The following is a 22,338-nucleotide window of genomic DNA, read 5'->3' as shown; positions in this document are numbered from 1 at the left end:
CTCGGGGGCCACGCCGGCGTCGCCGCCGACCGGCTCGAAGCCCTTGGCCGCGAGCGCGGGCATGGTGGTGACCGGGGACGACGCGTTCTTGTCGGCCTTCTTCGCGGACTTCGGCGCGCGCACGGTGACGCCCTCGGGCGCCTCGCCGCCGGAACGGGCGGCCTGAATGGTGGCGATCAGGGCGGGCTTACGCATCGTCGACGTACCGCGCAGTCCCATCTGCTTCGCAAGCTCCTTGAGCTCGGGCAGCTTCAACTCTTCAAGATTCTGGCTCGTTGCCACTGTGGTTTTGCCTTTCTTCGGCCTCGCCACAACAAATGCGTGGCATACGGCATAAGAATGATCGCGGGACGCTTCCCGCACATGAACGTCGGCCGCTACCATCAGCGAACCGAACTACGTTCACTGTACAACCATTCCGCGACCAACGCAAAACGGCGGCATCATGCGGACGCGCGGCGGTTGGAGGCGGGCACGGGACGGCCAGGGATCCTCCGACTTCGCCTACGGACTTCGCTCAGGATGACGGAAATGGGACCGGGATTCATCCGGAGATGCGAAGGAAAAGGCGGACCAACTCCTGATCAGGATGCCGGCGTGGACACCGTCTTCCGTGCAAAAGAACGAAAGGGCGGCCGCCGATCACGACTTAAACGTCATGACCGGCGGCCACCCTTTTCAACTGTCCCGCCCAACGGGAGTTGCGCTGAAACTCATCGGCAACGCGCGCTTCACGCCGCGCCACCGCTCATTTCCGCAAAAGGAAATAACGCGTGCGTCCTCAAGGCGCACCGTCGATTCCCCAAAGCATTATGCGGGAAAATAATCGGTAACGCGTGCGACTTCAAGGCGCGGAAGGCGAAGGCGTGCTAAGGCACGTCGAACCTTCCGCAACGCGGAAGGCGCTCCGTTACCGGCTATTTTTGCTCGTGGTAGGACTTTTCGGTGTTGACGGACCACACGTTGCGCTTCGAGGTCTTGCCGCCCTTGATGTTGGCGACGGCCTCGATGGCGGTGGCCATGGAGTGGTCCTGGTTGTTGTAGCGGTGCTGGCCGTTGCGGCCGACGCAGTAGAGGTTGCCGAAGTGGTCGAGGTACTCGACGAGCTCGGGCATCTGGTCGTAGGTGTCGAAGTAGGCCGGGTACGCCTTGGGGACGCGCTCGCGGTGGGAGTCGAGGACGTCCTGCGGGCCGTTGATGACGCGCATGCGGGTGAGCTCCTCGATGGCGAACTTGGTGGCCTCCTCGTCGGTCATGTTCCAGAAGTCGTCGCCCTCGGCGCAGAAGTACTCGAGGCCGATCCAGACGGTGTTGTCGACGTCCTTGACCAGGTAGGGGCTCCAGTTGTTGAAGACCTGGATGCGGCCGACCTTGTAGCCCGGGTCCTGCACGTAGATCCAGCAGTCCGGCACGATCGGCGGGTTGCCGAGGGTGGGGATGTCGGTGGTGTTCTTGAGGCGCAGGTGCTTGACGAGCAGGCCGACGGTGACGAAGTCGCGGTAGGGCAGGCCGTTGGCGATGGCGGTCATGTCGGCCGGGGCCGGGGTGTCGGAGGCGTCGACGGCGTTGACGAGGTCCTTGATGGGCATGGAGGAGATGAACTGGTCGCCGCCCAGGGTGGTGCGGTTGCCTTCGGGGTCCACGTAGACGACGGACGCGATCCTGCCGTCCTTCTGGTCGACCTCGACGACCTTGGCGTCGGTGATGACCTTGACACCGGCGTTGCGGCAGTTCTCCTCGACGGTCTCCCACAGCTGGCCGGGGCCGAGCTTCGGGTACCAGAACTCCTCGATGAGGGAGGTCTCGACCTCCTTGCTGCTGCGCTTCTTGGGCAGGAGCTTCTGGAAGGCGTTCTTGAGCACCTCGACGATGCTCAGGCCCTTGACGCGCTGGGCGCCCCAGTCGGCGGAAATCTGGGAGGGGTGGCGGCCCCACAGCTTCTCGGTGTAGCCCTCGAAGAACATGGAGTACAGCTTGCGGCCGAAGCGGTTGATGTAGAAGTTCTCCAGATTGTCTTCCGGCAGCTTGTGGATCATGGACTTCAGGTAGCTGAAGCCGGCCACCATGGTGAGCTTGAAGCCCATCGCCTTGAGCGTGTTGGGGCTCAGCGAGATCGGGTAGTCGAAGAAGCGGTGGTTCCAGAAGATGCGGGAGACGCGGTGGCGCTTGAGCATGACGGCGTCGGTCTTCTCCGGATCCGGGCCGCCGGGCTCGAGGTCGTGGTGGCGTCCGAGCTTCTTGTCGTCGTAGGACGGGGCGCCCTGCAGCGGGAGGGTGTCCTTCCACCACTGCATGATGCGGTCGTCCTTGGAGAAGAAGCGGTGGCCGCCGATGTCCATGCGGTTGCCGTTGTACTTGACGGTGCGGGAGATGCCGCCGAATTCACGGGTCGCCTCGAGCAGGGTGACGTCGTACTTGTCGGCGCCGCCGTCCTTGACGAGCTCCCATGCGGCGGTGAGGCCGGCGGGGCCGCCGCCGATAATCACCACGGACTGCTTGTCAGTCATTGATCCTCCTGAAGTGTGATCAGTTCGAATTCACTGTATACGAACCGGTTTGAGGACGCCGGTCCAAGACGCCGATGCACACGAAAACTCTGCACCGGCGGGGTATGCGCATCAGCGCATGCTGTCGGGGATGTCGATGTCGGAATGCTGGACCTCCTCGACGTTGACGTCCTTGAAGGTCACGATGCGCACGTTCTTCACGAATCGGCTGGAACGGTACACGTCCCACACCCACGCGTCGGTGAGCTGGACGTCGAAGTAGACGTCCTGCCCGGCGGAACGCACGTTGAAGTCGACCTTGTTGGCCAAGTAGAAACGGCGTTCGGTCTCCACCACGTAGGTGAACAGTTTGATGACGTCGCGGTACTCGCGGTACAGGGCGAGCTCGGCGTCGGTTTCGTAGTTGTCGAGGTCTTCGGCGCTCACTTTACTCTATTCCTCCTCGGTGTCGCGCTTGCGGCCACGGCCAAGGTTACGCCACCACGCCTGCTTGGACGACTTGCCGGAGCCGTCGGCGCCGTACGCCCAGGACTGCGGGCGGCCGTCGGACACGGATTCGACGGAGGGTTCGGCGGGGGCGGCGGGCGGCTTGGTCAGCGCGTCCTCGATGTCTTTATGGATCGCGATGGAGTGCTCGCGGGCCGCGAGGGCCTCCTGCACGCCGGGGTTGTCGGTGATGAGGTGCAGGCCGAACGCGTCCAGCGAGGCGACGGGATCGTATTCGTCGGCCAGCGTGCCCATGACGATCTGGTCCATGTACTTGTTGTTCTGGTCGTCCCACAGGGCGTCGCGCGAGGTGCCCTCCGGCACGAAGCCGAGCGACTGGTAGACGGACCGGGAGCGCGTGTTCTTCTCCGGCACGGCCACCCAGATGCGATGCAGGCCGAGGCCGGCCGGGTGCGGCGCGAAGCCGTAGGTGAGGACGCGCGGCATGGCGTCTCGCGAGTAGCCGCGGCCGCGGTAGTCCCTGCCGAGCACGATCTGGATGCGGGCGGACTTGCCCCAGCCGTCGATGTCGATGAGGAAGATCATGCCGATCATGTTGTCCGTGCCGGACGCGTCGCGGCGGCCGTCGCCGTCGTGGTCAGCGTTGGTGAGCACGGCCCACGCCATGGTGCGGCGGGCCTCCGGGTCGCCCACGCCGGACTGGGCGGGCGTCTGGCCCTGCTCCCATGCGACGGAACGGTGGACCCACGCGTGCACCACCGCGCGCTCGGCGGCGGCGTCCTTGCCGGTGATGCCCGAGGCGTTGTAGTAGGCGTCGAGCTCGTCCATGCGGGCGAGATCGTCCACGGTGGCGGGACGCAGGGTGACCATTTCGCCCCGGATGCCGGGGACGACGATGCTGGGCGCAAGCTCACGAGAATCGGCGATATTCGGAATGATTTCACCGGCTTGTGACATGGTTTCAACCCCCGATTGCTGCTGTTTGTGCGTACTGGTCATACTTAAGCCGTTAGGCATACTAGCGCATGGGGCTGAACATCAGCTGGGAACGCGGTGAAGGCGGAGGGGACGATGCCGGGACGCGTTTGCACGGGCTGATGGACGACGGGCGGACCGCTCGTCCGCCCGTCTCCGCAACGCCAATATCGCAAAGGGGCGGCGCCCGCCGGACGAAACCGGGAGGCGCCGCCCCTCATGCGGCGACAGGCTGCGATCAGGACTTGATCTTGGCCATGACGATCTTGGTGACGGCCTTCGCGTCGGCCTGGCCGCGCGTGGCCTTCATCACCGCGCCGATGATGACGCCCATGGGCTTCATGTTGCCGCCCTTGAGCTTCTCCACCACGTCCGGGTTCGCCTCGAAGGCGGCCTCGACCGCGGCGTCGATCGCGCCGGTGTCCTCGACGATCTTGTAGTTGTGCTTGGCGACGACCTCGTCCGGGGTGCCTTCGCCCGCGAGCACGCCGGCGATGGTCTGCTTGGCGAGCTTGTCGTTGAGCTTGCCGTCGGCGATGAGCTTCTCCACCTGGGCCACGTCGGCCGGGGTGACGGGCAGCTCCTCGAGGGAGACGCCCTTCGCGTTGGCCTCGCGGGACAGCTCGCCAAGCCACCACTTGCGGGCGCCCGCGGCGGTCGCGCCGGCCTTGACGGTCTCCTCGATCAGGTCGAGGGCGTCGGCGTTGAGGATGTCGCGCATCTGCAGGTCGGTGAGGTTCCACTCGGCCTTGAGGCGGTTGCGGCGCTCGCGCGGCATCTCCGGCATCTGGGCCTCGATCTCGGCGATGTGCTCCTTGGTGATGTGGAGCATGACCAGATCCGGGTCCGGGAAGTAGCGGTAGTCGTCGGCGTCGGACTTCACGCGGCCGCCGGCGGTGGTCTGCGTGGACTCGTCCCAGTGGCGGGTCTCCTGCAGGATCTCGCCGCCGTCCGCCAGGATCGCGGCCTGACGGCGGATCTCGTACTGCAGCGTCTTCTCGATGCCGCGGAACGAGTTCACGTTCTTGGTCTCGGAGCGGGTGCCGTACGGGTCGTTCGGGCTGCGGCGCAGCGACAGGTTCACGTCGGCGCGCATGTTGCCCTGCTCCATGCGGGCGTGGGAGATGCCGAGGGCGCGCACGATGTCGCGGATGGCGCGCATGTAGGCGCCGGCGATCTCCGGAGCGCGGTCGCCCGCGCCCTCGATCGGCTTGGTGACGATCTCGATCAGCGGCACGCCGGCGCGGTTGTAGTCGACCAGCGAGTGGTCGGCGCCCTCGATGCGGCCGTCGGCGCCGCCCACGTGGGTGTTCTTGCCGGCGTCGTCCTCGATGTGCGCGCGCTCGATCGGCACGCGGAACACGGTGCCGTCGTCAAGCTCGACGTCCAGATAGCCGTTGCCGTTGGTCGGCTTGTCGTACTGGGAGATCTGGTAGTCGCGCGGCATGTCCGGGTAGAAGTAGTTCTTGCGGGCGAACTGGCTCCACTCGTTGATCTCGCAGTGCAGGGCGAGGCCCAGCTTGATCGCGTAGTCCACGGCGGTCTTGTTCACGACCGGCAAGCTGCCCGGCAGGCCGAGCGAGACCGGGGTGAGCTGGGTGTTCGGCTCGCCTCCGAACTCGATGTGCGCCGGGCAGAACAGCTTGGTGTTCGTGCACAGCTCCACGTGGGTTTCCAGACCGAAGACCGGGTCGAATTGCTTGCAGGCCTCGGCGTACTTCATCAGTTTTTCAGCCATGATGCTTGTTCCTTATGCTTTGTCCGCTTGTCGTCTGTCCGGTCACTCGCCCAGCCACGGGGTCTTGAGGTCGTTCCAGATCGGGCCGCCCCAGCTCTCCTCGAGCGCGGCCTCGAGCGCGGCCGCGGGCTTGTACATGACCTCGTCGCGCTGCTGCGGGGCGATGAACTGGATGCCCACGGGCAGACCGTCGTCGGACAGGCCGGCCGGGATGGACATGGCCGGGACGCCGGCGAGGTTGGCCGGGATCGTGGCGATGTCGTTCATGTACATGGCCAGCGGGTCGTCCATCTTCTCGCCGAACTTGAACGCGGTGGACGGCGACGTCGGGGAGACGAGCACGTCGACCTTGTCGAACGCGGCCTTGAAGTCGTTGATGATGAGCGTGCGGACCTTCTGGGCGGAGCCGTACCAGGCGTCGTAGTAGCCGGCGGACAGCGCGTAGGTGCCCAGGATGATGCGGCGCTTGACCTCGTCGCCGAAGCCGGCCTCGCGCGTGTAGGCCATCATGTTGGCGGCGGTCTGCGGCACGCCGGCCGGCGGCATGACGCGCAGGCCGTAGCGCATGCCGTCGTAGCGGGCCAGGTTGGAGCTCACCTCGGACGGCATGATGATGTAGTAGGCGCCCAGCGCGTACGGGAAGTGCGGGCAGGAGACCTCGGTCACCTCGGCGCCCATGTCCTTGAGCTGGGCGACGGCCTCGTTGAAGCGGGCCTCGACGCCGGGCTGGAAGCCCTCGCCGCCGAGTTCCTTGACCAGGCCGACCTTGAGGCCCTTGAGGTCGCGCTTGGCGCCTTCGCGGGCGGCGGCGACCATCGGGCGCGGGCCCTCCGGGATGGATGTGGAGTCGCGCTCGTCGTGGCCGCCGATGATCTCCTGCAGCAGGGCGGAGTCGAGCACGGTGCGGGAGACCGGGCCGATCTGGTCGAGCGAGGAGGCCATGGCGATCGCGCCGAAGCGGGAGACGCCGCCGTAGGTGGGCTTGACGCCCACGGTGCCGGTCAGCGAGCCGGGCTGGCGGATGGAGCCGCCGGTGTCGGTGCCGAGGGCCAGCGGGGCCTCGAACGCGGCGACCGCGGAGGCCGAACCGCCGCCGGAGCCGCCGGGCACGCGCTCGGTGTCCCACGGGTTGTGCGTGGTCTGGTACGCGGAGTGCTCGGTGGAGGAGCCCTGCGCGAACTCGTCGAGGTTGGTCTTGCCGAGGATCGGCATGCCGGCGGCCTTGAGCTTCTCGATCACGGTCGCGTCGTACGGCGGGACCCAGCCCTCGAGGATCTTGGAGGCGGCGGTGGTCTCGATGCCCTTGGTGACGATCATGTCCTTGATGGCGATCGGCACGCCGGCCAGCTCCGGGAGCTTGGCCTTGTCCTCGGCGGACTTGGCGTCGAACGCGTCGGCCTGCTCGAGGGCCACGTCGCCGGAGACCTTGAGGAAGGCCTTGATGGACGGCTCGGCGGCCTCGATGACGGCCAGATGAGCCTCGACCAGTTCGCGGCTGGTGACTTCGCCGGCCTTGATCTTGGCGGCCTGCTCGGCGGCGGACAGCTTGACGAGCGCCGCGGTTTCGGTGGAAATGCTCATTGCCTTCTCACTCCTCGCTTCCCAGAATTCGCGGTGCCACGAACATGCCGGCCTCGGTCTTCGGGGCGCCGGACAGCGCCTCGGCCTGGGTCAGCGGCGTGGCGGCCACGTCGGGGCGCATGTAGGCCTCGAGCGGCACGGGGTTGGCGGTGGGCGGCACGTCGTCGGACGCGACTTCCTGCACCTTGTTGATGGAGTCGGCGATGACGTTCAGCTCGCCCTGCAGACGGGTGATTTCCTCATCGGTGAGCGCGATTCGGGCAAGATCGCCCAAATGCACGATTTCTTCGCGTGAAAAAGTAGGCATGGCCTTCACTATAGGTGCCGTATGTGACACGCAGGTGGCCTGGACGGGCGGGCTGACCGGCATGCGGATGGCGGGTTTCGGCTGGCTGTCGCGCGACCGCCGTTTGGCTGCCTTTTGGCTGCCATTTGGCTGGCGACCGGTCCACGTCTCCGGCCGCCGCCGCCCGCCCGGTGTCCGCTCGCCGTTCACTCGGCGTCCGCCCGGTACCCACCACCGCCGCTCGCCCGATACCCACCGCTGCTCGCCCGGTGCCCGATCGCTGCTCACCCGGTACCACCGCTGCTCACCCGTCATTTGTCCGTCATTCGTTCCAATCCGCACTCCCCAAAACGCAGATTGGAACGATCATGCGATTTTGGGCCGCCGTACGGGCCGATTTTGCCGTCATTCGTTCCAATCCGTGACGCGAGGGGCACAGGTTGGAACGAATGACGGCCGGTGCGCGCGGCGGCGGTGAAGGAGACGGGCAAGGCAGCTAGGATGGGGCGCGACGGCATGAATGGCGTTCCAAGGAGGGGACATGACCGGCATCGGCGAGGCATTCGAGGCAATTCCCGGCACGGCTTCCGGCGCAGCGGACGGCGGCGCGGCGAGCGGCAACGCGGACCGCACGGTCGGCGGCGCGGCGAGCGGCATCGCGGGCGACGCAATAGGCGAGGACGGCACGATAGGCAACGGCACCTCGACGAACAACGCGATGGACGGCACGATGGGCAACGGCACCCCAATGGACAACACGACAAGCAATGCGACCGGCGCCGAGCCGCACGTCCCGGGCGCGCCCTGTGCCGACGCGTGGCGGGAGGCGGGCCACGCGCTCCCATTCCAACCGTTCAACCCGTTCCCGCCCGCGTCCGACCATGAGGCATGGCGGGCGCTCCCCCGCGAGCTCGCCGACCTGTACCGCCGCCGGGCCGCCGCGCACCGGGAGCGCCCGTGGCCGCAGCTGCTCGCGCACGACTGGGCGCGCTTCTTCCGCGACGGCGACCGGCACGACTACGAGGTTCGCTACGGGGAGATCCGCCGGCGCGTGGCGGACGATCTCATGGCGTACGGCGTGGCCCGCGCGTCGGAGACCGACGGCGAGCGCGACGTGGATCGCACGGGCGGCACGGCGGATGGCGAACGCGCACCACGTGAATCCGCACCGTACGAATCCGCGGCACACCAATCCGCATCACACGAATCCCCGTCGCGGGCTTTCCTCGAGGACGCGATCGACGGCGTCATGCTCCTGTGCGACGAGGCGGCGTGGCAGATCCCGGCGCACAATGCATACGTGCGCGACGCCCCGCAACTGCCGTGGCCGGACCCGGACCGCCCGATCCTCGACCTGTTCGCGTGCGAGACCGGCCAGCTGCTCGCCTCCGCGCTGCACATACTCGGCGGCGACCTGCCCGAGCCCGTCCGCCGGCGGATCATGAACGAGCTCGACCGCCGCATCGTCGCGCCGTATCTCAACGACACGTTCTGGTGGATGGGCGAGGACGGCGAGCCGACGAACAACTGGACGGTCTGGTGCACGCAGAACGTACTCGCCGCGGCGTTCCTCGCGCCGGTCGCGGACGGCGTGCGCCGGCGCATCGTCGACAAGGCCGTGCGCGGGCTCGACGCGTTCCTGGCCGGCTACGGCGAGGACGGCTGCTGCGAGGAGGGCGCCGGCTACTACCATTCGGCCGGGCTGTGCCTGTTCGGGGCGCTGCGCATCCTCGCCGACGTGCGCCCGGACGCGTTCGCGCGCCTGTGGCGGGAGCCGAAGATCGCGAACATCGCCACGTACATCGTGCGCATGCGCATCCGCGAGAACCTGTACTTCAACTTCTCCGACTGCTCCACGCACACGGGGCTCATGAGCGCGCGGGAGTTCCTGTTCGCCAGGGCCGTGGGCGCCGGCGGCATGGCCCGCATTGCGGCGGCCGAATGGCGTCATGGGCTGGCGCTGCCGGACGGCGACGACACGATGCTGCGCATCAACGCGCTGTACCTCATGCTCGAGGCGCGGGCGGCGGGCGAGATGCTGGCGAACGCGGGCAACGCCGCGAACCCGGGCCCGGTCCCGGAAACCGGCGAGACGTTCTTCCCGAGCACCGGCATCGCCGTGATGCGCGGCGGCGGATTCGACGTGGGCGTCAAGGCCGGGCGCAACGGGGCGAGCCACAGCCACAACGACACGGGCAACGTGATCGTCTACCGCGGCGGGCGGCCGGTGCTCGTCGACGCGGGCGTGGGCGCCTACACGCGACAGACGTTCTCGCCCGAGCGGTACGAGCTGTGGCCCATGCAGTCGTCGTGGCACAACCTGCCGGATTTCGACGGCGTGATGCAGCGCGAGACGCCCGACTGCCGGGCCGAGGGCGTGCGGGTCTCGTTCGGGGAGCTCCGCAGCATCGCGGCGGCCGATCTCACGCATGCATGGCCGGCCGAGGCGGGATTGCGCGATTACCGCCGCTCGATCACGCTGGACAAGCGCGCCGGCACGCTCGCCATCCACGACGAGGCGAGCGGCACGTTCACGACGGCCACGCTGCACCTCATGACGGCCGAGGAGCCGCTACCGATCGGCGACAATGCCGGCGACGCCGATGCCGCGGCGTTCCGGGTCGGCGAGACCACGCTGGAGATTCGCCGGAGCGGCGGCCCCGCCGGGAGTCCGTGCGCCATCGGACCGGTCAGCGTTGAACCGAAGCCTCTGGACGACGCCAAACTGCGCGGCGAATGGCGGTCCGACCGCCTGTGGCGCATCAATGTGCCGTTCGCGGCCGGTGGATCGGGGACGGTGGACGTCACCGTGCGGTGAGCGGGATGGTGCGGGTGGCTTTGTCCGGCTCCGAGGGGACTCAAAAACTACGCACAGCAAGCTCTCAGTCAGTTTCTACGTTGTTTTCCCCGCCACCCGCGCAGACATCCATTGCTTTTCCGATTCGTGTGGTTGATTTTCGCCATGCCGCAAAATAGCGGCTCCGGTAAACCGCCGAAATGCCAATGGGCTTATCCGGGCCTTGCATAAAAAACGACCACACAAATCGAAAGTACGCCGCCGCAATGGTCGCCGCGAGGGAATCAACGCGCGTTGAAGGGGATGAGAGGAATCCCCTCGACTCGTTGACGTTCGCTCAGGATGATGAGGATGGAAGCGCCCGCTCACGCAGCATGCTGAGGACAAGACCGTTCGTCCGCACGGCATGGCACAGAGGAAGGCCCCCGCTCGGCAGGAAGGAAAGGAATGCCCGTGCGTTCGGGAGAACGGGAAAGAGACCCCGCCCACACAGGATGACGCGGGGATGCGGGAGGAATCCCGCTCGCTCAGCGGAAGAGCGAAACGCGGGATTCCCTCCCGCCGTCACTTCACGTCGGAGCGGCGGAGCACCAGCGCGCCGAGGGCGTAGGCGACGGCGGCCCACGCCAGCAGGATCAGACCGGCCTGCCACCACGTCGGGTCGAAGTACTTCATCTCCGTGCTTGCCACGCCGAGCAGCGACATCGACGAGCTAGTCTCCTCGCTCGGGCCGGCGAGGAACGTGCCCATCACCGAACTGGGCAGGCAGTTGCCGATGCTGGTGACCGCCGAGCGCAGCTTCTCGTTGAGCGAGGCGATGCCCAGCACGGACGGCAGGATGGACCACAGGCCGATCAGCGCGAACACGCCGCCCACGGTGGACCGGCAGATCGCGCCGAGTCCCAGCGCCATGACCGCCATGACCAGACCGGCCGCGGGTGCGCCGATGAGGCAGATCACCGGCAGCATGCGGTGCGCGTCGTCCAGCGGCGTGATCTCGACGCCGCCGAGCACGGCCCTGGCCGCCACCCACGCCAGGCCGACGCCCACGAGCGTGGTCGCGAACGCCAGCAGCGCCACGACGACGCCCTTCGCCGCCAGATACATGCCGCGGCGCGGATTGGCCACGAACCCGGACTGGATGGTGAGGTTCGTGTATTCGCTGGTGATGGCCATGACGCCGAAAATGCCGATCACCACCGAGGCGGTGGCCACCATGACGGTCGTGGACGCCCACACGCTGGCGGCCTCGATGGGCCGGGGCGTGTCCAGCGTGGTCATCGCGCCGGTGGACGAATCGTAGCTGATCGCGGCCATCGCCTTGTACGACGCCGCGGAGATGGCGCCGCCGGCCACGATGAGCAGCGCGGTGATGGCGAGCAGCCAGTACGTGGATTTGATCGACAGCAGCTTGGTGAACTCGGAGCGCACGCTGCCGAGGAAGCTGAGCCGCAGACGGCCGGCGGACATGCGGCGGCCGGTCGTGTAGCCGTTGTTGGCGGGGACGGGATTGACGGATGCGGGAGCGCTCATCGGGTGGCCTCCTTCGAGGATTCGGCGGGCTGCATGGGAGCGGACTGCGCGGGGATGGGCTGCGCGGGAGCCGGTTGCGCGGGAGCCGCGGCGGCGGGCGGGGCGGCCGGCGCTCCGTACTGGATGGGCCGCTGCCCCGGCACCTCGCGGTTCGCGTACTGGACTTCGCTGTGCGTGAGGGTCATGTACGCCTCCTCGAGCGAGGCGCGCTCCTCAACGAATTCGTAGGTGACGAGCTGGGCCTGCGCGAACACACGGGCCGCGGCCTCGAGATCGGCGCCGGCAATGCGGAACACCTCGCCGATGGATGGGTCGGACGCCCTGCGCTCGACCGGCGAGACGGTGACGTTGGGCGCGGACGCGAAGATGGCCCTGAGCTTGTCCGGCTCCGGCGTGGCCACGCGCAGCGCGTGTACGGAATGCTCGGCCACGAAGTCCGCGACCGTGGTGGTCTCCAGAATGCGGCCCTGCCCGATGATCACGAGGTTGTCCGCGGTGAGGGCCACCTCGCTCATGAGGTGCGAGCTCAGCAGCACCGCGCGGCCCTGTCCGGCGTAGAAGCGGCACAGTTCGCGCACCCACTTGACGCCTTCGGGGTCGAGGCCGTTGATCGGCTCGTCGAGCACGAGGTTCCTGGGGTCGCCGAGCAGCGCGGCGGCGATGGACAAGCGCTGGCTCATGCCGAGGCTGAACGCGCCGGCGCGGCGCTTCCTCACCGAGGCGATGCCCGTCAGGTCCATGACCTCGTCCACGCGGGAGGAGGGGATGCCGTTGGTCTGCGCGAGGGCCTTCAGATGCGCGTAGGCGGAACGGCCCTTGTGCGCGGACTTGGCGTCGAGCACCGCGCCGACCGCGGCCATGGGGGCCTTGACCGCGCGGAAGGGCTTGCCGTCGATGAGCGCCTGACCGGCGTCCGGAGTGATGAGGCCGAGCGCCGCACGCATGGTGGTGGATTTGCCGGCGCCGTTGGGACCGAGGAAGCCGGTGACCTTGCCATCTTCCGCGGTGAAGCTGACGTCGTTGAGGACCGGCTTGCCCCCGAAACGCTTGCTGATATGTTGGATTTCTATCATGATCCAACCGTAGCATTCGGCGCCTTGAAAGCCTAGGGACGGTTACGGTTTGTCCACGTGCGTGTACGGGCGGGCGGAGGCGCGGTCTCCGACCCGGTCTCCGACCCGGGCGCGGTTCGGGCGCGGTTCATGCGCGCTGGGCGATCCACGCGTGCATGGCCACGGCGGCCGCGGCACCCGCGTTGATGGATCGCACGGAGCCGAACTGGGAGATGTACACCACGTCGTCGGCGAGCTCGAGCGCCTTCTCGCTCAGCCCGGGGCCCTCCGCGCCGAAGAGCATGAGGCAGCGCTTCGGGAACGCGTAGCCCTCGATCGGCACCGCGCCGGGGATGATGTCGAGCGCGATCACGCGGGCGGCTTCGAGTTCCCGCACGCGCGCGTCCGCGGCGTCCACGGCGGCGAGCGCCAGGGCGGCGGCCTGCGCGTTCCCGCCCGCCGGGCCCGACGGATCTTCTGCGGCCCAATGGGCGTGGATGGCGGCGGCCTGCGCGTCCGCCCTTGCGGAGGCGATCTCGCCGGCGATGCGGTGGCGCCACGTCTCCACGAGCTCGGTGATGGACGGGTGGTGCTCCACATGCTGGTACAGCTCGGTCATGAGCGCGCCCTTGCGGTTCCACTTGTGCGGGCCGACGATGTGCACGCGCCGCGCGGTGAACGCGTTGGCGGTGCGGACCATGGAGCCGATGTTGAAGTCGTGCGTCCAGTTCTCCACGGCGACTTCGAAGTCGTGGCGGCCGCGCGCGTCCAGATCGGCCTTGATCGCCCCGACGCTCCAATAGCGGTAGCGGTCGAGCACGTTGCGCCGGTCGCCATCGTCGAGCAGGACGGTGTCGTAGCGGCGATCGAAGTTCGGGGACGACGGGTCGTCGGGACGCGGCTCGCCGGGATGGGTCTCGGTCCACGGGCCGAGGCCGACCTCGCGGAATTCCGGCTCGCCGGAGGCCTTCGCGGCCACAGTGATGGGATTCGGGGCGCGCATGGTGCCGGAGCCCGTCAGGCGTTGGTCGCCGCGTCGTCCGCCGCGTCGTCCGCTTCGGCGCGCAGCTCGTCCTCGTCGAAGGCGCGGATGAACGGCAGGTCGGTTTCGTCGCCGGTCACCGGGTGGATGACCTTGAGCGCGTCGAACGGGCCGCCGATGAGCGCGGCCACGGCCAGCACCTCGGCGCCCTCGTTGCCCACGATGCCGAAGTCGAGGCTCAACTCGTTGCCGTTGCGCAGGGTCACCAGCGAGGAGGTCTGCACGTAGGACTTCTCGCTCAGCCACGAATCCACGAGGATCACGCGCTTGCCCTTGATGGACGGGCCCTTCACGGACGGGTACACGAAGTCCATCACGAAGCCGTCCAGATCCTGCCCGCGCGAGGCGGCGGCGGTGATCATGGAGGTGACCAGCGGCACGGCGGCGGCGGTGAGCGCGCCCACGGCGTCGAAGTCGTCCAGCGTGTAGCCGGCCTCCTCCACCGTGTCGAGCAGCACGTGGCCCACGAGCTCGGCGCCGCGGTGGTGGAACGTCACGTCGGACAGCTCGCTGAACGGCTTGTGCGCCACGGACGCGGCCAGCAGCCGGCCCAGCTGAGTCTTGGGATCCTGCATTTCAAGCGGCGTCTCGCCGCGCACGCCGGCGGGCCCGGTGGGACGGAAACCGGTGGAAGCGTCATCTGTCAAAGCCATGCCCCCAGATTAATCGCCGATGCCGATTTCTGACCTAACGGCTCGGATACGCCCGTACCGCGGTTTACGAGCGGCGTTGGGATTCCGCCGTTTTCGCGCGGTTTGGGCGGCCGTTCCGGGCCGTCCCATCCGGGTCGTTAGGTCAGAAATCGCGGGTCAGGGCGATCAGGCGTCCAGATACCCGTCGTAGGAGCCGAACACGGCCTTGACCGCGTCGTACGCGAGCTTCGGGCGGCGGTATTCGTCCACGATGCCCTTGTTGTTGCGGCTGCGCGGGCGCATCTTGAACCAGTCGCGGCTCACCTTGCAGTCGCAGAACTGCCAGATGAACACGCCCTGGCACGGCTCGAACGCGAGGATCTGCGAAAGCTGCTCGCGCAGCGCATAGGCCTGGTACTCCTCGCTCCATATGTCGCGGCCCGGGTCGCGGAAGCCGTAGATCGCGCCGGCGCCGGTCTCGGTGACGAGGAACGGCTTGCCCTCGCCGCCGTGCTCGGCGCTCCACGCGTGCGTTTCGGAGACCATGTCGGTGGCGGTCCGCCGCTCGTACCAGTACGGGTACATGTTCCACGAGACCACGTCCGGCAGGTCGAGGCAGATGTCGCGGTGGAACTTGCAGGTGGCGGAGCTCACCGGACGGCTCGCGTCCAGCGACCGGATGAGCGCGTACTGGGCCTCGTAGCAGGTGCGGCCGTACTCGGTTTCGCTGGCGCACTCGTTGAGGATGCCCCAGATGAAGATGGACGGGTGGTTGGCGTGCGCGTCGATCATCTCGGCGATCGTTTGCTCGGACTGCTCCTCGAAGCGCGGGTGGCGCATCTGCTCCTCGCTCAGGCCGCGCGCGTGCCCCTCCTCCCAGATGAGGATACCGAGCTCGTCGGCCAGATCGAGGAAGAGCTCGTCGTTCGGGTAGTGGCTGGTGCGCACGGCGTTGCCGCCCATGTCGCGGATGAGCATGAGGTCGCGGTTCATGATGCCGAACGGGATGGCGCAGCCGTAGTCGGGATGGTCCTCGTGCCGGCAGAAGCCCTTGATTCTGGGCGCGCGGCCGTTGACGAGGATGCGGTTGCCGCGCACTTCGACCGTGCGGAAGCCCACGCGATCGATGAGGTCGTCGATCGGCTCGCGGGCGACGGCGCCGGATTGGGCGTCGCCGTCGAACAGCGTCACGGCGACGCGGTGCAGGTTCGGCTCCTCCGGCCGCCACGTGAGCGCGTGCGGGAACGTCAGCTCCTCGTCCACGCAGACGGTCGACCCCGGCTGGGCGACGGCGGCGAACGTCTGCGCGGCCTCGCCTTCCGGCACGTCCAGCAGACGCACGCCGACCGTGACCGGGCGCGGCTCGTCCGCGAGGTTGCGCACACGCACGCGCACGCGGGCGACCCAGCCGCCGGTTTCGCCGTCCGCCCCTCCGTCCACGACCAGCGGACGGACCGGCGTCACGTGCACGCGCTCCACGAACAGGTCGCCGACCTGCTCCAGCGCCACGCCGCGCGAGATGCCGCCGTACGACATGTAGTCGTTGGGCACGTCGAGCGCGTATTGGTCGGAGAACGATCCGTCCACGTCCACGCTCAGCGTGTGCTCGCCCGGCTTGAGGCCGCGCACGACCGCGTCGAACGGCGTGTACGAGCCATAGTGCTCGGCGACCGTCTCGCCGTCCACGCGCACCGAGGCGAAGTGGCTCACGCCCTTGAATTCCAGCCGCACGTTGCCTTCGTCCGTCGTCTCGAACGTCGTCTCGTACCGGGCGCGGCCGGCGTACTGCTCGAATCCGGGGTACGTCTGCCAGCAGCTCGGCACGGGCCGCATCGAGGATTCGCTCGCGCGCACGCCGTCGGCGTCGTCGAGCGGGGTGAACCGCCACAGCCTGCCGGACAGCTCCCGCGCCGGACGCACGTCATGGGTGTTGAAGGTACGCAGCATGTCATCGCTCCTGTTCCGTCGTCGTTGCCGTTGTATCCGCCGCGTGCGTGCACGCCACGTCGCGCACGGCGAGTCCCTCCACGTCCGTGCAGGTCATGCCGTCGTCCGCCGCGCAGCGGATGTCGTCCAATACAATACCCTCCAGCGGCCGCTCGGGCAGGCCCTTGAGGCAGATGCCCAGGGGCGCGCCGGCGATGTCGATGTCCCGGAAGGCCACGCGCTCGAGATCGGTGGGCGCGGCGCTCTTGGGCTCGACCGTGGTGGTGTCGTAGAACATGTTGACGTCCAGCGCCACGGTGTCCACGTCGCGGATGCTCAGCCGCTCGAAGGTGAGGTCGGACACGTAGCCGCCGCGGCCGCGCATGGATTTGACGCGCACGCCGCGCATCACGCCGCGCATCGTGCAGTCGTGGACGTGCACGTTGCCGATGCCGCCGGAGACCGCGCTGCCGATGGCGATCGCGGCGTGTCCGCCGGTCATCGCGCAGTCGCGGATGACGATGTTCTCGCACGGACGGCCCACGCGCCAGCCGTCCTCGTTCATGCCCGCGTTGACGGCGATGCAGTCGTCGCCCGTGTCGAACGAGCAGCGTTCGATGAGCACGTTCGCGCACGAGTCGGGGTTGAGGCCGTCCGTGTTGGGTCCGGCAGTGCGCACGGTCACGCCGCGCACGACCACGTCGTCGCAGTACACGGGGTGCAGCGTCCACTGCGGACCGTCCAGCACGGTGACGCCTTCGATGAGCACGCGGCGGCAGCCGATGAACTGCACGAACGACGGGCGCAGCGCCGCCTCCTCGGTGCCGAACACGCGATCGTCCACGGGCACGCCGGCGGCGGCCATGTCGTACAGCGCGTTGGAACCGGCCGCCTGCGTGCGCTTCCAGTCCCACCACGCCTCGCCGTGGCCGACCAGCTCGCCTTCGCCGGTCAGGGCGACGTCCTCGCAGTCCCTGGCGTAGACGAGCGGCGAGTAGTTCCAGCATTCCAGGCCCTCCCAGCGCGTGAACACCGGGGGCAGGTAGTCCTCGCGGTCCGCGCTGAATTCGACGCGCGCGCCGGCCTCCACGTTGAGGCGGATGCGGCTCTTCAGGTGCAGCGGGCCGGTGTGCCAGACGCCTTCGGGCACGGTCACCGTGCCGCCGCCCAGGGACGCGCAGGCGTCGATGGCCTGCTGGATGGACGGGTGGTCGGCTGCGGAGACGACAAGATTCGGGATGTTCGGTTCGGGGACGTTCAGTTCGGGGATGTTCGGCTCAGTGATATTCGGTTCAACGGTCGGGCGGCTGGCCTGACTGGCGGAGGGGGCGGAGGGGGCGTGGACGCCGGCGGCGGAAGTGGACATTTTTGCGAAAACCATTCTTCGTGTTTGGGCATTCGTGTGGGATATGGGGTTGCCGCGGCCGACGCTCGCACAATGCGTCGGCCGCGGCGGAAAGGAAAAAATCATGCGGATTGCATGCGGTTGATGGGGTTGATGATGGTGCTATAGGCGGCTCCTTGCGGCGTGACTCCTTGTGGTGCGGCGCCGTGTGGTGCGGCGCGTCACGCGGTTTCGATCGAGTGGCTCAGGTCGTTGATGAACGCCTCGGCCGCGGAGCGCGCGTCCATGCGGCCGAACGCCACATCCTCCTCGTAGCGCATGATGAGCTCGTTGAGCTTGCTGGCGCCGTTCGGCGTGGGCTCGGGGGCGTCGCCGATCGTGTCCGCGATCTGCTCGGGGAAGTCGAGCGACTGCTTGTCGGCGCCGGTGGCGGACGAGCTCATCTTCTTGAGGATGCTCTTGTTGGCGGGCAGGCCTCGCTCGGAGCCGAGGATGTCGCCGGCCTCCTCGCTGTTGACCAGCCAGTTGACCAGTTCGGCGGCCTCCTTGGGCGCCTTCGTCGACGCGGAGATGACCCAGTGCATGCCGGGCTTCATGTAGCCGTACTTGGGGTTCTTGCCGAGGTTGGGGATGGGGGCGAGCGTCATGTTCTCCGTGCCGGCGGCGGCCACGTAGGCGGGCAGCTGGGTGGTCTGGGAGAAGCCCATCGCCGCCTTGCCGGTGCCGAGCGCGCCCTGGTTGAGCGTGGCGCTGTGCTGCTCGGCCCACTGGTCGGTGGTGCCAGCGATCTCGTCGCCGTGGGTCCAGTCGTAGGCCATCTGCAGGTAGCTGGTCATGGTGTCCACGGAGATGGAGACCTTGCCGTTCGTGTACAGCGCCTCGTTGTTCTGGCGTGCCCACAGGTGCAGGCTCATGCCGTTGCCCATGGTGGAGTTGATGCCGTAGTATTCGCCGTTGGACTTCTTGCGCACCTGCGCGGCGAAGTCGATGAACTCGTCCCACGTCCATGTGGAGGTGTCCGGCAGGGTCAGGCCGAGCTTGTCGAGCACGTCGTGGTTGATGATGAGGCCGAACGGCGTGGAGGAGATCGGCATGGCGTACTGCTTGCCCTCCCACTTGCCGCTGTCCGCGAGCGACTGGTCGATGTCGCTCAGGTCCAGCACGTCGGAGACCTCGCCAAGATCGAGCAGGATGCCCTGCGAGGCGAAGGTGGCGAGGGACGCCTCGTCCATCTGGATGACGTCCGGGGCGTTGTCGCCTGCGATGGCGGTGTTGAGCTTGTCGAAGTAGCGGGACCAGTCGGAGTACTGCATTTCGACGTGGATGTTCGGGTGGCTCTGCTCGAACGCCTTCACCGCCTCCTCGGTGCGCTTGACGCGCTCGTCGCCGCCCCACCAGTTGAGGTTGATGGTGACGGAGCCGTCCTCGTTGCGGCCCGATCCGCTGTCCGCGCCGCAGCCCGACAGCACCATCGTCACCGCCGCCGTGGCCGCCATGACGGCAACCGCCTTGCGGGTGATCGTCCTGCGCGTGCCGGACTGGTGCCTGTCCGTCGGGTGGATGCCCGATCCGTGTTCGTTGTGCGCCGACATGTCCTTGCTCCTTCGCTCCGTGGGTCTCGGTTCCTTCGCGCGGTCGCCCTCGTCGGCGGACCGCCCGCATGCATGGAGCGCGATCGTCGCTGCATGGTCATTGCATGGTCATTGCATCGTCGTCGCATCATCGTTGATTGACAGGAATGTTGCTGTTCCGCCATCTCCATGTTCTGCGTGATGTCCTTGATAATACAAGGTTCCATGATGCTCGGTGACATGTGAATTGCGTTGGAGGCAATGATTCTTGCTATAGTTGGGCAGTATGAATGACGGCAGGGACGGCGGCGCGCACGGTGACGAGCGCGACGGCGAACGCGGCAACGGCCCGATCCGCGGCGGGGACGCGGATCGCGGCGCGGATGGCGATGCGGACCGCAGCCCGCACAAGGTCACCCGCGAGTGGCCGGGCAAGGTTCCCGGCGATTCCCGCTACTACATCTACGCGCCCAGTCCGTTGGCCCGCGGCATGTTCCTGTGCCCGCTGCGCGTGGGCATTTCCCACTACCGGCCCGGATTCCTGCGCCGCCCGCTGCCGTCCGACGCCTACTTCCTCATCATGGTGCTGCACGGGTCGCTGGCACTGACCGTCGGCGACGTGACGCGGCGCGTCGGTCAACATCAGGTGGCCATCATCGACTGCGCCAGAGGCTTCCAGTACACCGTCGAAGAGGACACGGAGGCCATCTGGTTGAATTTCGACGGCCCGACGGCGCCGCAGTACTGCGGCCTCATGATCGATACGCTGTCGAACGCGTTCACGCCCTCGGACGTCCCCGCGGTCATGACGCCGCTGATGGACCTGCTGCGCCTGTTCGACACGCAGACCGCCATCAGCGAGCCGCTGCTGTCGCGCATCATCACCGACCTGCTCACCGCCTGTCTGCTCAGCGGCGACGGCGAGGCCACCACGCGCACGCGCTCGCGCAACATCGACGCGGCGATCGAATACGTGTCGGACCACCTGGACGCGCCCCTGACGGTCGGCGCGCTGGCGCGGCAGGCGCATATGAGCGAATACCACTTCATCCGCCTGTTCAAGCGCCAGACGGGCATGACCCCGCACGAATACGTCACGCGGGAGCGGGTGCAGCTGGCGCAGTCGCTGCTCATCGACACCGCCGAGCCGCTGCCCGCCATCGCGCGGGAATGCGGTTTCAGCGACCGCCGCGTGCTCACCGCCGCGTTCAAACGCGTCGTCGGCATGTCCCCGACCACCTACCGCGCCGCCGGCCGTCGAGGAAAGACCGCCTGACCATCCGGTCACCCGAACTTTCGCCCGCGACTTGCCCGCGACTTGGGGCGCTCAGGCCGCGGCCGCTTCGGGCGCCCCCTCGTCGTCAGGCTGGGTTTCGGGGGCGCTCAGTTCGCGGATGTTGCCCTTTTCCGAGTCGATGAGGTCCACGTCGCCGATCACGCGGGAGCGGTCGAGCTTCTGGAGCTTGCGCGCGGAGACCAGCACACGCGACTCCAGCGACGCGGCGAACTGGTTGTAGGCGCCGACGGTCTTGGTGATGGCGTTGCCGAGCTTGGTGGCCTTGTCGCCCAGCACCGCGAAGCGCTCGTACAGCTCACGCGACAGGTCGAACAGCACCTTGGCGTCGTCGGTCAGGCTCTGCTGCTGCCATGCGTAGGCCACGGACTTGAGCACGGCCCACAGCGTGACCGGCGAGGTCAGCGCCACCTTGCGGGCGAAGGCGTCGTCCATGAGCGTCGGATCGGATTCGAGCGCGGCCTGCAGCAGGGCCTCGTTGGGGATGAACGCCACCACGAAGTCGGGCGCCACGGGGAAGGCGTTCCAATACGCCTTGTCGGATAGCGCGCGGACGTGCTCGCGCAGGTCGTGCGCATGGGCGCGCAGCAGGTCCGCCTTGCGGTCCAGCTCCTCCGGCGAGGCCGTGTCCGGGATCTCGCAGGCGCGCTGGTAGCTGGCGTACGGCACCTTCGCATCAATCGGAATGGTCTTGCCGCCGGGCAGGTGCACCACCATGTCCGGCCGCTGGATGCGGCCCTCGGCGTCGGTGACGACCACCTGCGTGTCGAAGTCCACATGGTCCAGCAGCCCTGCGGACTCCACGATGTTCTTGAGCTGGGCCTCGCCCCACGCGCCGCGCACCTTGTTGTTGCGCAGCGCGGCCGAAAGCGAGCTGGTCTCGCGGTCCAGCCGGGACTGCTGCTCCCCCAGCCCCTTGAGCTGCTCGCTCAGAGCGCCCATCTCATGCTTGCGTCCCTCCTCGATCTGCGTCACCTTGAGCTGCAGCGCGTCGAGGTTCTTCTGCACGGGAGCCAAGGCGCTCAACACCTTGCTCTGCTCCTTGAGCGCCGCCTCGCGCTCGCGCTCGCGCTGCTCCGCCTGTTCCTGGGCCCTCTCACGCTCGCGCTGCAGCCGCACCTGCTCGGCCTGCTGCGCCTGCGCCAGCTGGGACTGCACGTAACCGAGCTGACGTTCCAAGCCCTCCGTCTGGGTGCGGGCCGCGACCGCCTGCGCGTTGGCCCGCTCCAAATCGGAGCGCATGGTTTCCAGACGGGAACGGCCGTCCTCCAACTCGTGCGTCGCCTGAGCGCGCACGGATTCGGCTCCCCTGCCCTTGCCGAACAGGTAGCCCGCGAGGAGTCCCAGCAGGACTCCGATCACCAGCACCGCGACCAACGTCGCCACAATCGCAATATCGAACATGTGTTCTATAACAGCAGTTCGCATGGACTTCACCCCGAAGCGAACATGGTGCAGTCACAAGGAATCCTTACTGCCACAAGGCAACACGCCGCACGTCCATGGTCGAACATACGTTCTATATCAAGCCCGTAGGCAAAAAGCGGGCCGCGGTCTATGCCCGATGCGCCGGCTCGCGTAGAGTTGGCCGCGTACTGACAACGAAGGAGGA

The 22,338-nt window shown here is 67.7% G+C and carries 17 protein-coding genes and 1 pseudogene; 2 read left to right on the top strand and 16 right to left on the bottom strand.

Features of this window, described 5'->3' with window-relative positions:
• From DSM100685_RS10930 to gatC, 7 genes are all read right to left on the bottom strand, one after another.
• On the bottom strand, nucleotides 1-282 hold a 282-nt coding region (locus DSM100685_RS10930), incomplete at its 3' end, for a Rho termination factor N-terminal domain-containing protein (RefSeq protein WP_240811876.1).
• A 635-nt stretch (nucleotides 283-917) separates the two neighbouring features.
• Nucleotides 918-2,507, bottom strand: a complete 1,590-nt coding sequence (locus DSM100685_RS03105) for an NAD(P)/FAD-dependent oxidoreductase (RefSeq protein WP_152349891.1) — start codon at nucleotides 2,505-2,507, stop codon at nucleotides 918-920.
• Nucleotides 2,508-2,618: 111 nt separating this feature from the next.
• Nucleotides 2,619-2,933, bottom strand: coding sequence for a DUF2469 domain-containing protein (locus tag DSM100685_RS03100; protein ID WP_150354462.1), 315 nt, complete (start codon nucleotides 2,931-2,933; stop codon nucleotides 2,619-2,621).
• A gap of 6 nt (nucleotides 2,934-2,939) precedes the next feature.
• Nucleotides 2,940-3,911, bottom strand: a complete 972-nt coding sequence (locus DSM100685_RS03095; RefSeq protein WP_152349890.1) for a GNAT family N-acetyltransferase — start codon at nucleotides 3,909-3,911, stop codon at nucleotides 2,940-2,942.
• Nucleotides 3,912-4,167: 256 nt separating this feature from the next.
• Complete coding sequence (gatB, locus tag DSM100685_RS03090; protein ID WP_152349889.1) at nucleotides 4,168-5,667, bottom strand: Asp-tRNA(Asn)/Glu-tRNA(Gln) amidotransferase subunit GatB; 1,500 nt, start codon at nucleotides 5,665-5,667, stop codon at nucleotides 4,168-4,170.
• Nucleotides 5,668-5,709: 42 nt separating this feature from the next.
• A complete protein-coding gene (gene gatA / locus DSM100685_RS03085) occupies nucleotides 5,710-7,242 on the bottom strand; it encodes an Asp-tRNA(Asn)/Glu-tRNA(Gln) amidotransferase subunit GatA (RefSeq protein WP_205730728.1) in 1,533 nt (510 codons plus the stop codon).
• A gap of 13 nt (nucleotides 7,243-7,255) precedes the next feature.
• Nucleotides 7,256-7,555, bottom strand: coding sequence for an Asp-tRNA(Asn)/Glu-tRNA(Gln) amidotransferase subunit GatC (gene gatC / locus DSM100685_RS03080; protein WP_152349887.1), 300 nt, complete (start codon nucleotides 7,553-7,555; stop codon nucleotides 7,256-7,258).
• Between the two features lie 520 nt (nucleotides 7,556-8,075).
• Between gatC and DSM100685_RS03075 the strand changes: the two genes are divergently transcribed.
• Nucleotides 8,076-10,352, top strand: coding sequence for a heparinase II/III domain-containing protein (locus DSM100685_RS03075; protein ID WP_152349886.1), 2,277 nt, complete (start codon nucleotides 8,076-8,078; stop codon nucleotides 10,350-10,352).
• Nucleotides 10,353-10,895: 543 nt separating this feature from the next.
• Here the strand turns inward: DSM100685_RS03075 and DSM100685_RS03070 are convergent.
• From DSM100685_RS03070 to DSM100685_RS03040, 8 genes and pseudogenes are all read right to left on the bottom strand, one after another.
• Nucleotides 10,896-11,864, bottom strand: coding sequence for a permease of ABC transporter system (locus DSM100685_RS03070; RefSeq protein ID WP_152349885.1), 969 nt, complete (start codon nucleotides 11,862-11,864; stop codon nucleotides 10,896-10,898).
• On the bottom strand, nucleotides 11,861-12,937 hold the full coding sequence (locus tag DSM100685_RS03065; protein ID WP_152349884.1) for an ATP-binding cassette domain-containing protein: 1,077 nt from the start codon (nucleotides 12,935-12,937) through the stop codon (nucleotides 11,861-11,863). The genes DSM100685_RS03070 and DSM100685_RS03065 overlap by 4 nt, the downstream gene beginning before the upstream one ends.
• A 127-nt stretch (nucleotides 12,938-13,064) precedes the next feature.
• Entirely contained in the window at nucleotides 13,065-13,349 is a 285-nt protein-coding gene (locus DSM100685_RS11190; protein ID WP_420837370.1) for a TrmH family RNA methyltransferase, read from the bottom strand.
• Between the two features lie 86 nt (nucleotides 13,350-13,435).
• A pseudogene (locus tag DSM100685_RS11185) lies at nucleotides 13,436-13,919 on the bottom strand (RNA methyltransferase); the annotation flags it as partial.
• Nucleotides 13,920-13,933: 14 nt separating this feature from the next.
• Nucleotides 13,934-14,533 carry a type I phosphoribosyltransferase gene (locus DSM100685_RS03055; RefSeq protein WP_239512600.1) on the bottom strand — a complete coding sequence of 200 codons (600 nt, stop codon included), beginning with the start codon at nucleotides 14,531-14,533 and terminating at the stop codon, nucleotides 13,934-13,936.
• Between the two features lie 243 nt (nucleotides 14,534-14,776).
• On the bottom strand, nucleotides 14,777-16,537 hold the full coding sequence (locus tag DSM100685_RS03050) for a glycoside hydrolase family 2 protein (protein ID WP_152349882.1): 1,761 nt from the start codon (nucleotides 16,535-16,537) through the stop codon (nucleotides 14,777-14,779).
• Between the two features lies 1 nt (nucleotide 16,538).
• Nucleotides 16,539-17,882 carry a glycoside hydrolase family 28 protein gene (locus DSM100685_RS03045; protein ID WP_163200789.1) on the bottom strand — a complete coding sequence of 448 codons (1,344 nt, stop codon included), beginning with the start codon at nucleotides 17,880-17,882 and terminating at the stop codon, nucleotides 16,539-16,541.
• Between the two features lie 200 nt (nucleotides 17,883-18,082).
• Nucleotides 18,083-19,453, bottom strand: a complete 1,371-nt coding sequence (locus tag DSM100685_RS03040) for an ABC transporter substrate-binding protein (protein ID WP_152349880.1) — start codon at nucleotides 19,451-19,453, stop codon at nucleotides 18,083-18,085.
• A 265-nt stretch (nucleotides 19,454-19,718) separates the two neighbouring features.
• On the opposite strand from DSM100685_RS03040, the gene DSM100685_RS03035 reads away from it, so the two are divergent.
• The gene (locus DSM100685_RS03035) at nucleotides 19,719-20,708 is read left to right on the top strand and encodes an AraC family transcriptional regulator (protein WP_152349879.1); all 990 of its coding nucleotides are present in this window, start codon (nucleotides 19,719-19,721) and stop codon (nucleotides 20,706-20,708) included.
• Between the two features lie 51 nt (nucleotides 20,709-20,759).
• On the opposite strand, the gene DSM100685_RS03030 is transcribed toward DSM100685_RS03035, so the two are convergent.
• A complete protein-coding gene (locus tag DSM100685_RS03030) occupies nucleotides 20,760-22,130 on the bottom strand; it encodes a DNA recombination protein RmuC (RefSeq protein ID WP_152349878.1) in 1,371 nt (456 codons plus the stop codon).
• Nucleotides 22,131-22,338: the final 208 nt, after the last annotated feature.

It is taken from the genome of Bifidobacterium avesanii (assembly GCF_009299475.1).
In the GTDB taxonomy this organism is placed as follows: Bacteria; Actinomycetota; Actinomycetes; order Actinomycetales; family Bifidobacteriaceae; genus Bifidobacterium; species Bifidobacterium avesanii.
Note: the sequence above shows the minus strand (reverse complement) of the source record. Positions and strands in the feature narration are given on the sequence as shown.

What these genes read in the sequence shown, in the direction of transcription:
- DSM100685_RS03070 (WP_152349885.1), bottom strand. Translation starts at nt 11,864, where the DNA reads ATGAGCGCTCCCGCATCCGTCAATCCCGTCCCCGCCAACAACGGCTAC.
- DSM100685_RS03095 (WP_152349890.1), bottom strand. Translation starts at nt 3,911, where the DNA reads ATGTCACAAGCCGGTGAAATCATTCCGAATATCGCCGATTCTCGTGAG.
- gatC (WP_152349887.1), bottom strand. Translation starts at nt 7,555, where the DNA reads ATGCCTACTTTTTCACGCGAAGAAATCGTGCATTTGGGCGATCTTGCC.
- DSM100685_RS03105 (WP_152349891.1), bottom strand. Translation starts at nt 2,507, where the DNA reads ATGACTGACAAGCAGTCCGTGGTGATTATCGGCGGCGGCCCCGCCGGC.
- DSM100685_RS03055 (WP_239512600.1), bottom strand. Translation starts at nt 14,533, where the DNA reads ATGCAGGATCCCAAGACTCAGCTGGGCCGGCTGCTGGCCGCGTCCGTG.
- DSM100685_RS03050 (WP_152349882.1), bottom strand. Translation starts at nt 16,537, where the DNA reads ATGCTGCGTACCTTCAACACCCATGACGTGCGTCCGGCGCGGGAGCTG.
- gatB (WP_152349889.1), bottom strand. Translation starts at nt 5,667, where the DNA reads ATGGCTGAAAAACTGATGAAGTACGCCGAGGCCTGCAAGCAATTCGAC.
- DSM100685_RS03045 (WP_163200789.1), bottom strand. Translation starts at nt 17,882, where the DNA reads ATGTCCACTTCCGCCGCCGGCGTCCACGCCCCCTCCGCCCCCTCCGCC.
- DSM100685_RS03035 (WP_152349879.1), top strand. Translation starts at nt 19,719, where the DNA reads ATGAATGACGGCAGGGACGGCGGCGCGCACGGTGACGAGCGCGACGGC.
- DSM100685_RS03040 (WP_152349880.1), bottom strand. Translation starts at nt 19,453, where the DNA reads ATGTCGGCGCACAACGAACACGGATCGGGCATCCACCCGACGGACAGG.
- DSM100685_RS03065 (WP_152349884.1), bottom strand. Translation starts at nt 12,937, where the DNA reads ATGATAGAAATCCAACATATCAGCAAGCGTTTCGGGGGCAAGCCGGTC.
- DSM100685_RS03030 (WP_152349878.1), bottom strand. Translation starts at nt 22,130, where the DNA reads ATGTTCGATATTGCGATTGTGGCGACGTTGGTCGCGGTGCTGGTGATC.
- DSM100685_RS03075 (WP_152349886.1), top strand. Translation starts at nt 8,076, where the DNA reads ATGACCGGCATCGGCGAGGCATTCGAGGCAATTCCCGGCACGGCTTCC.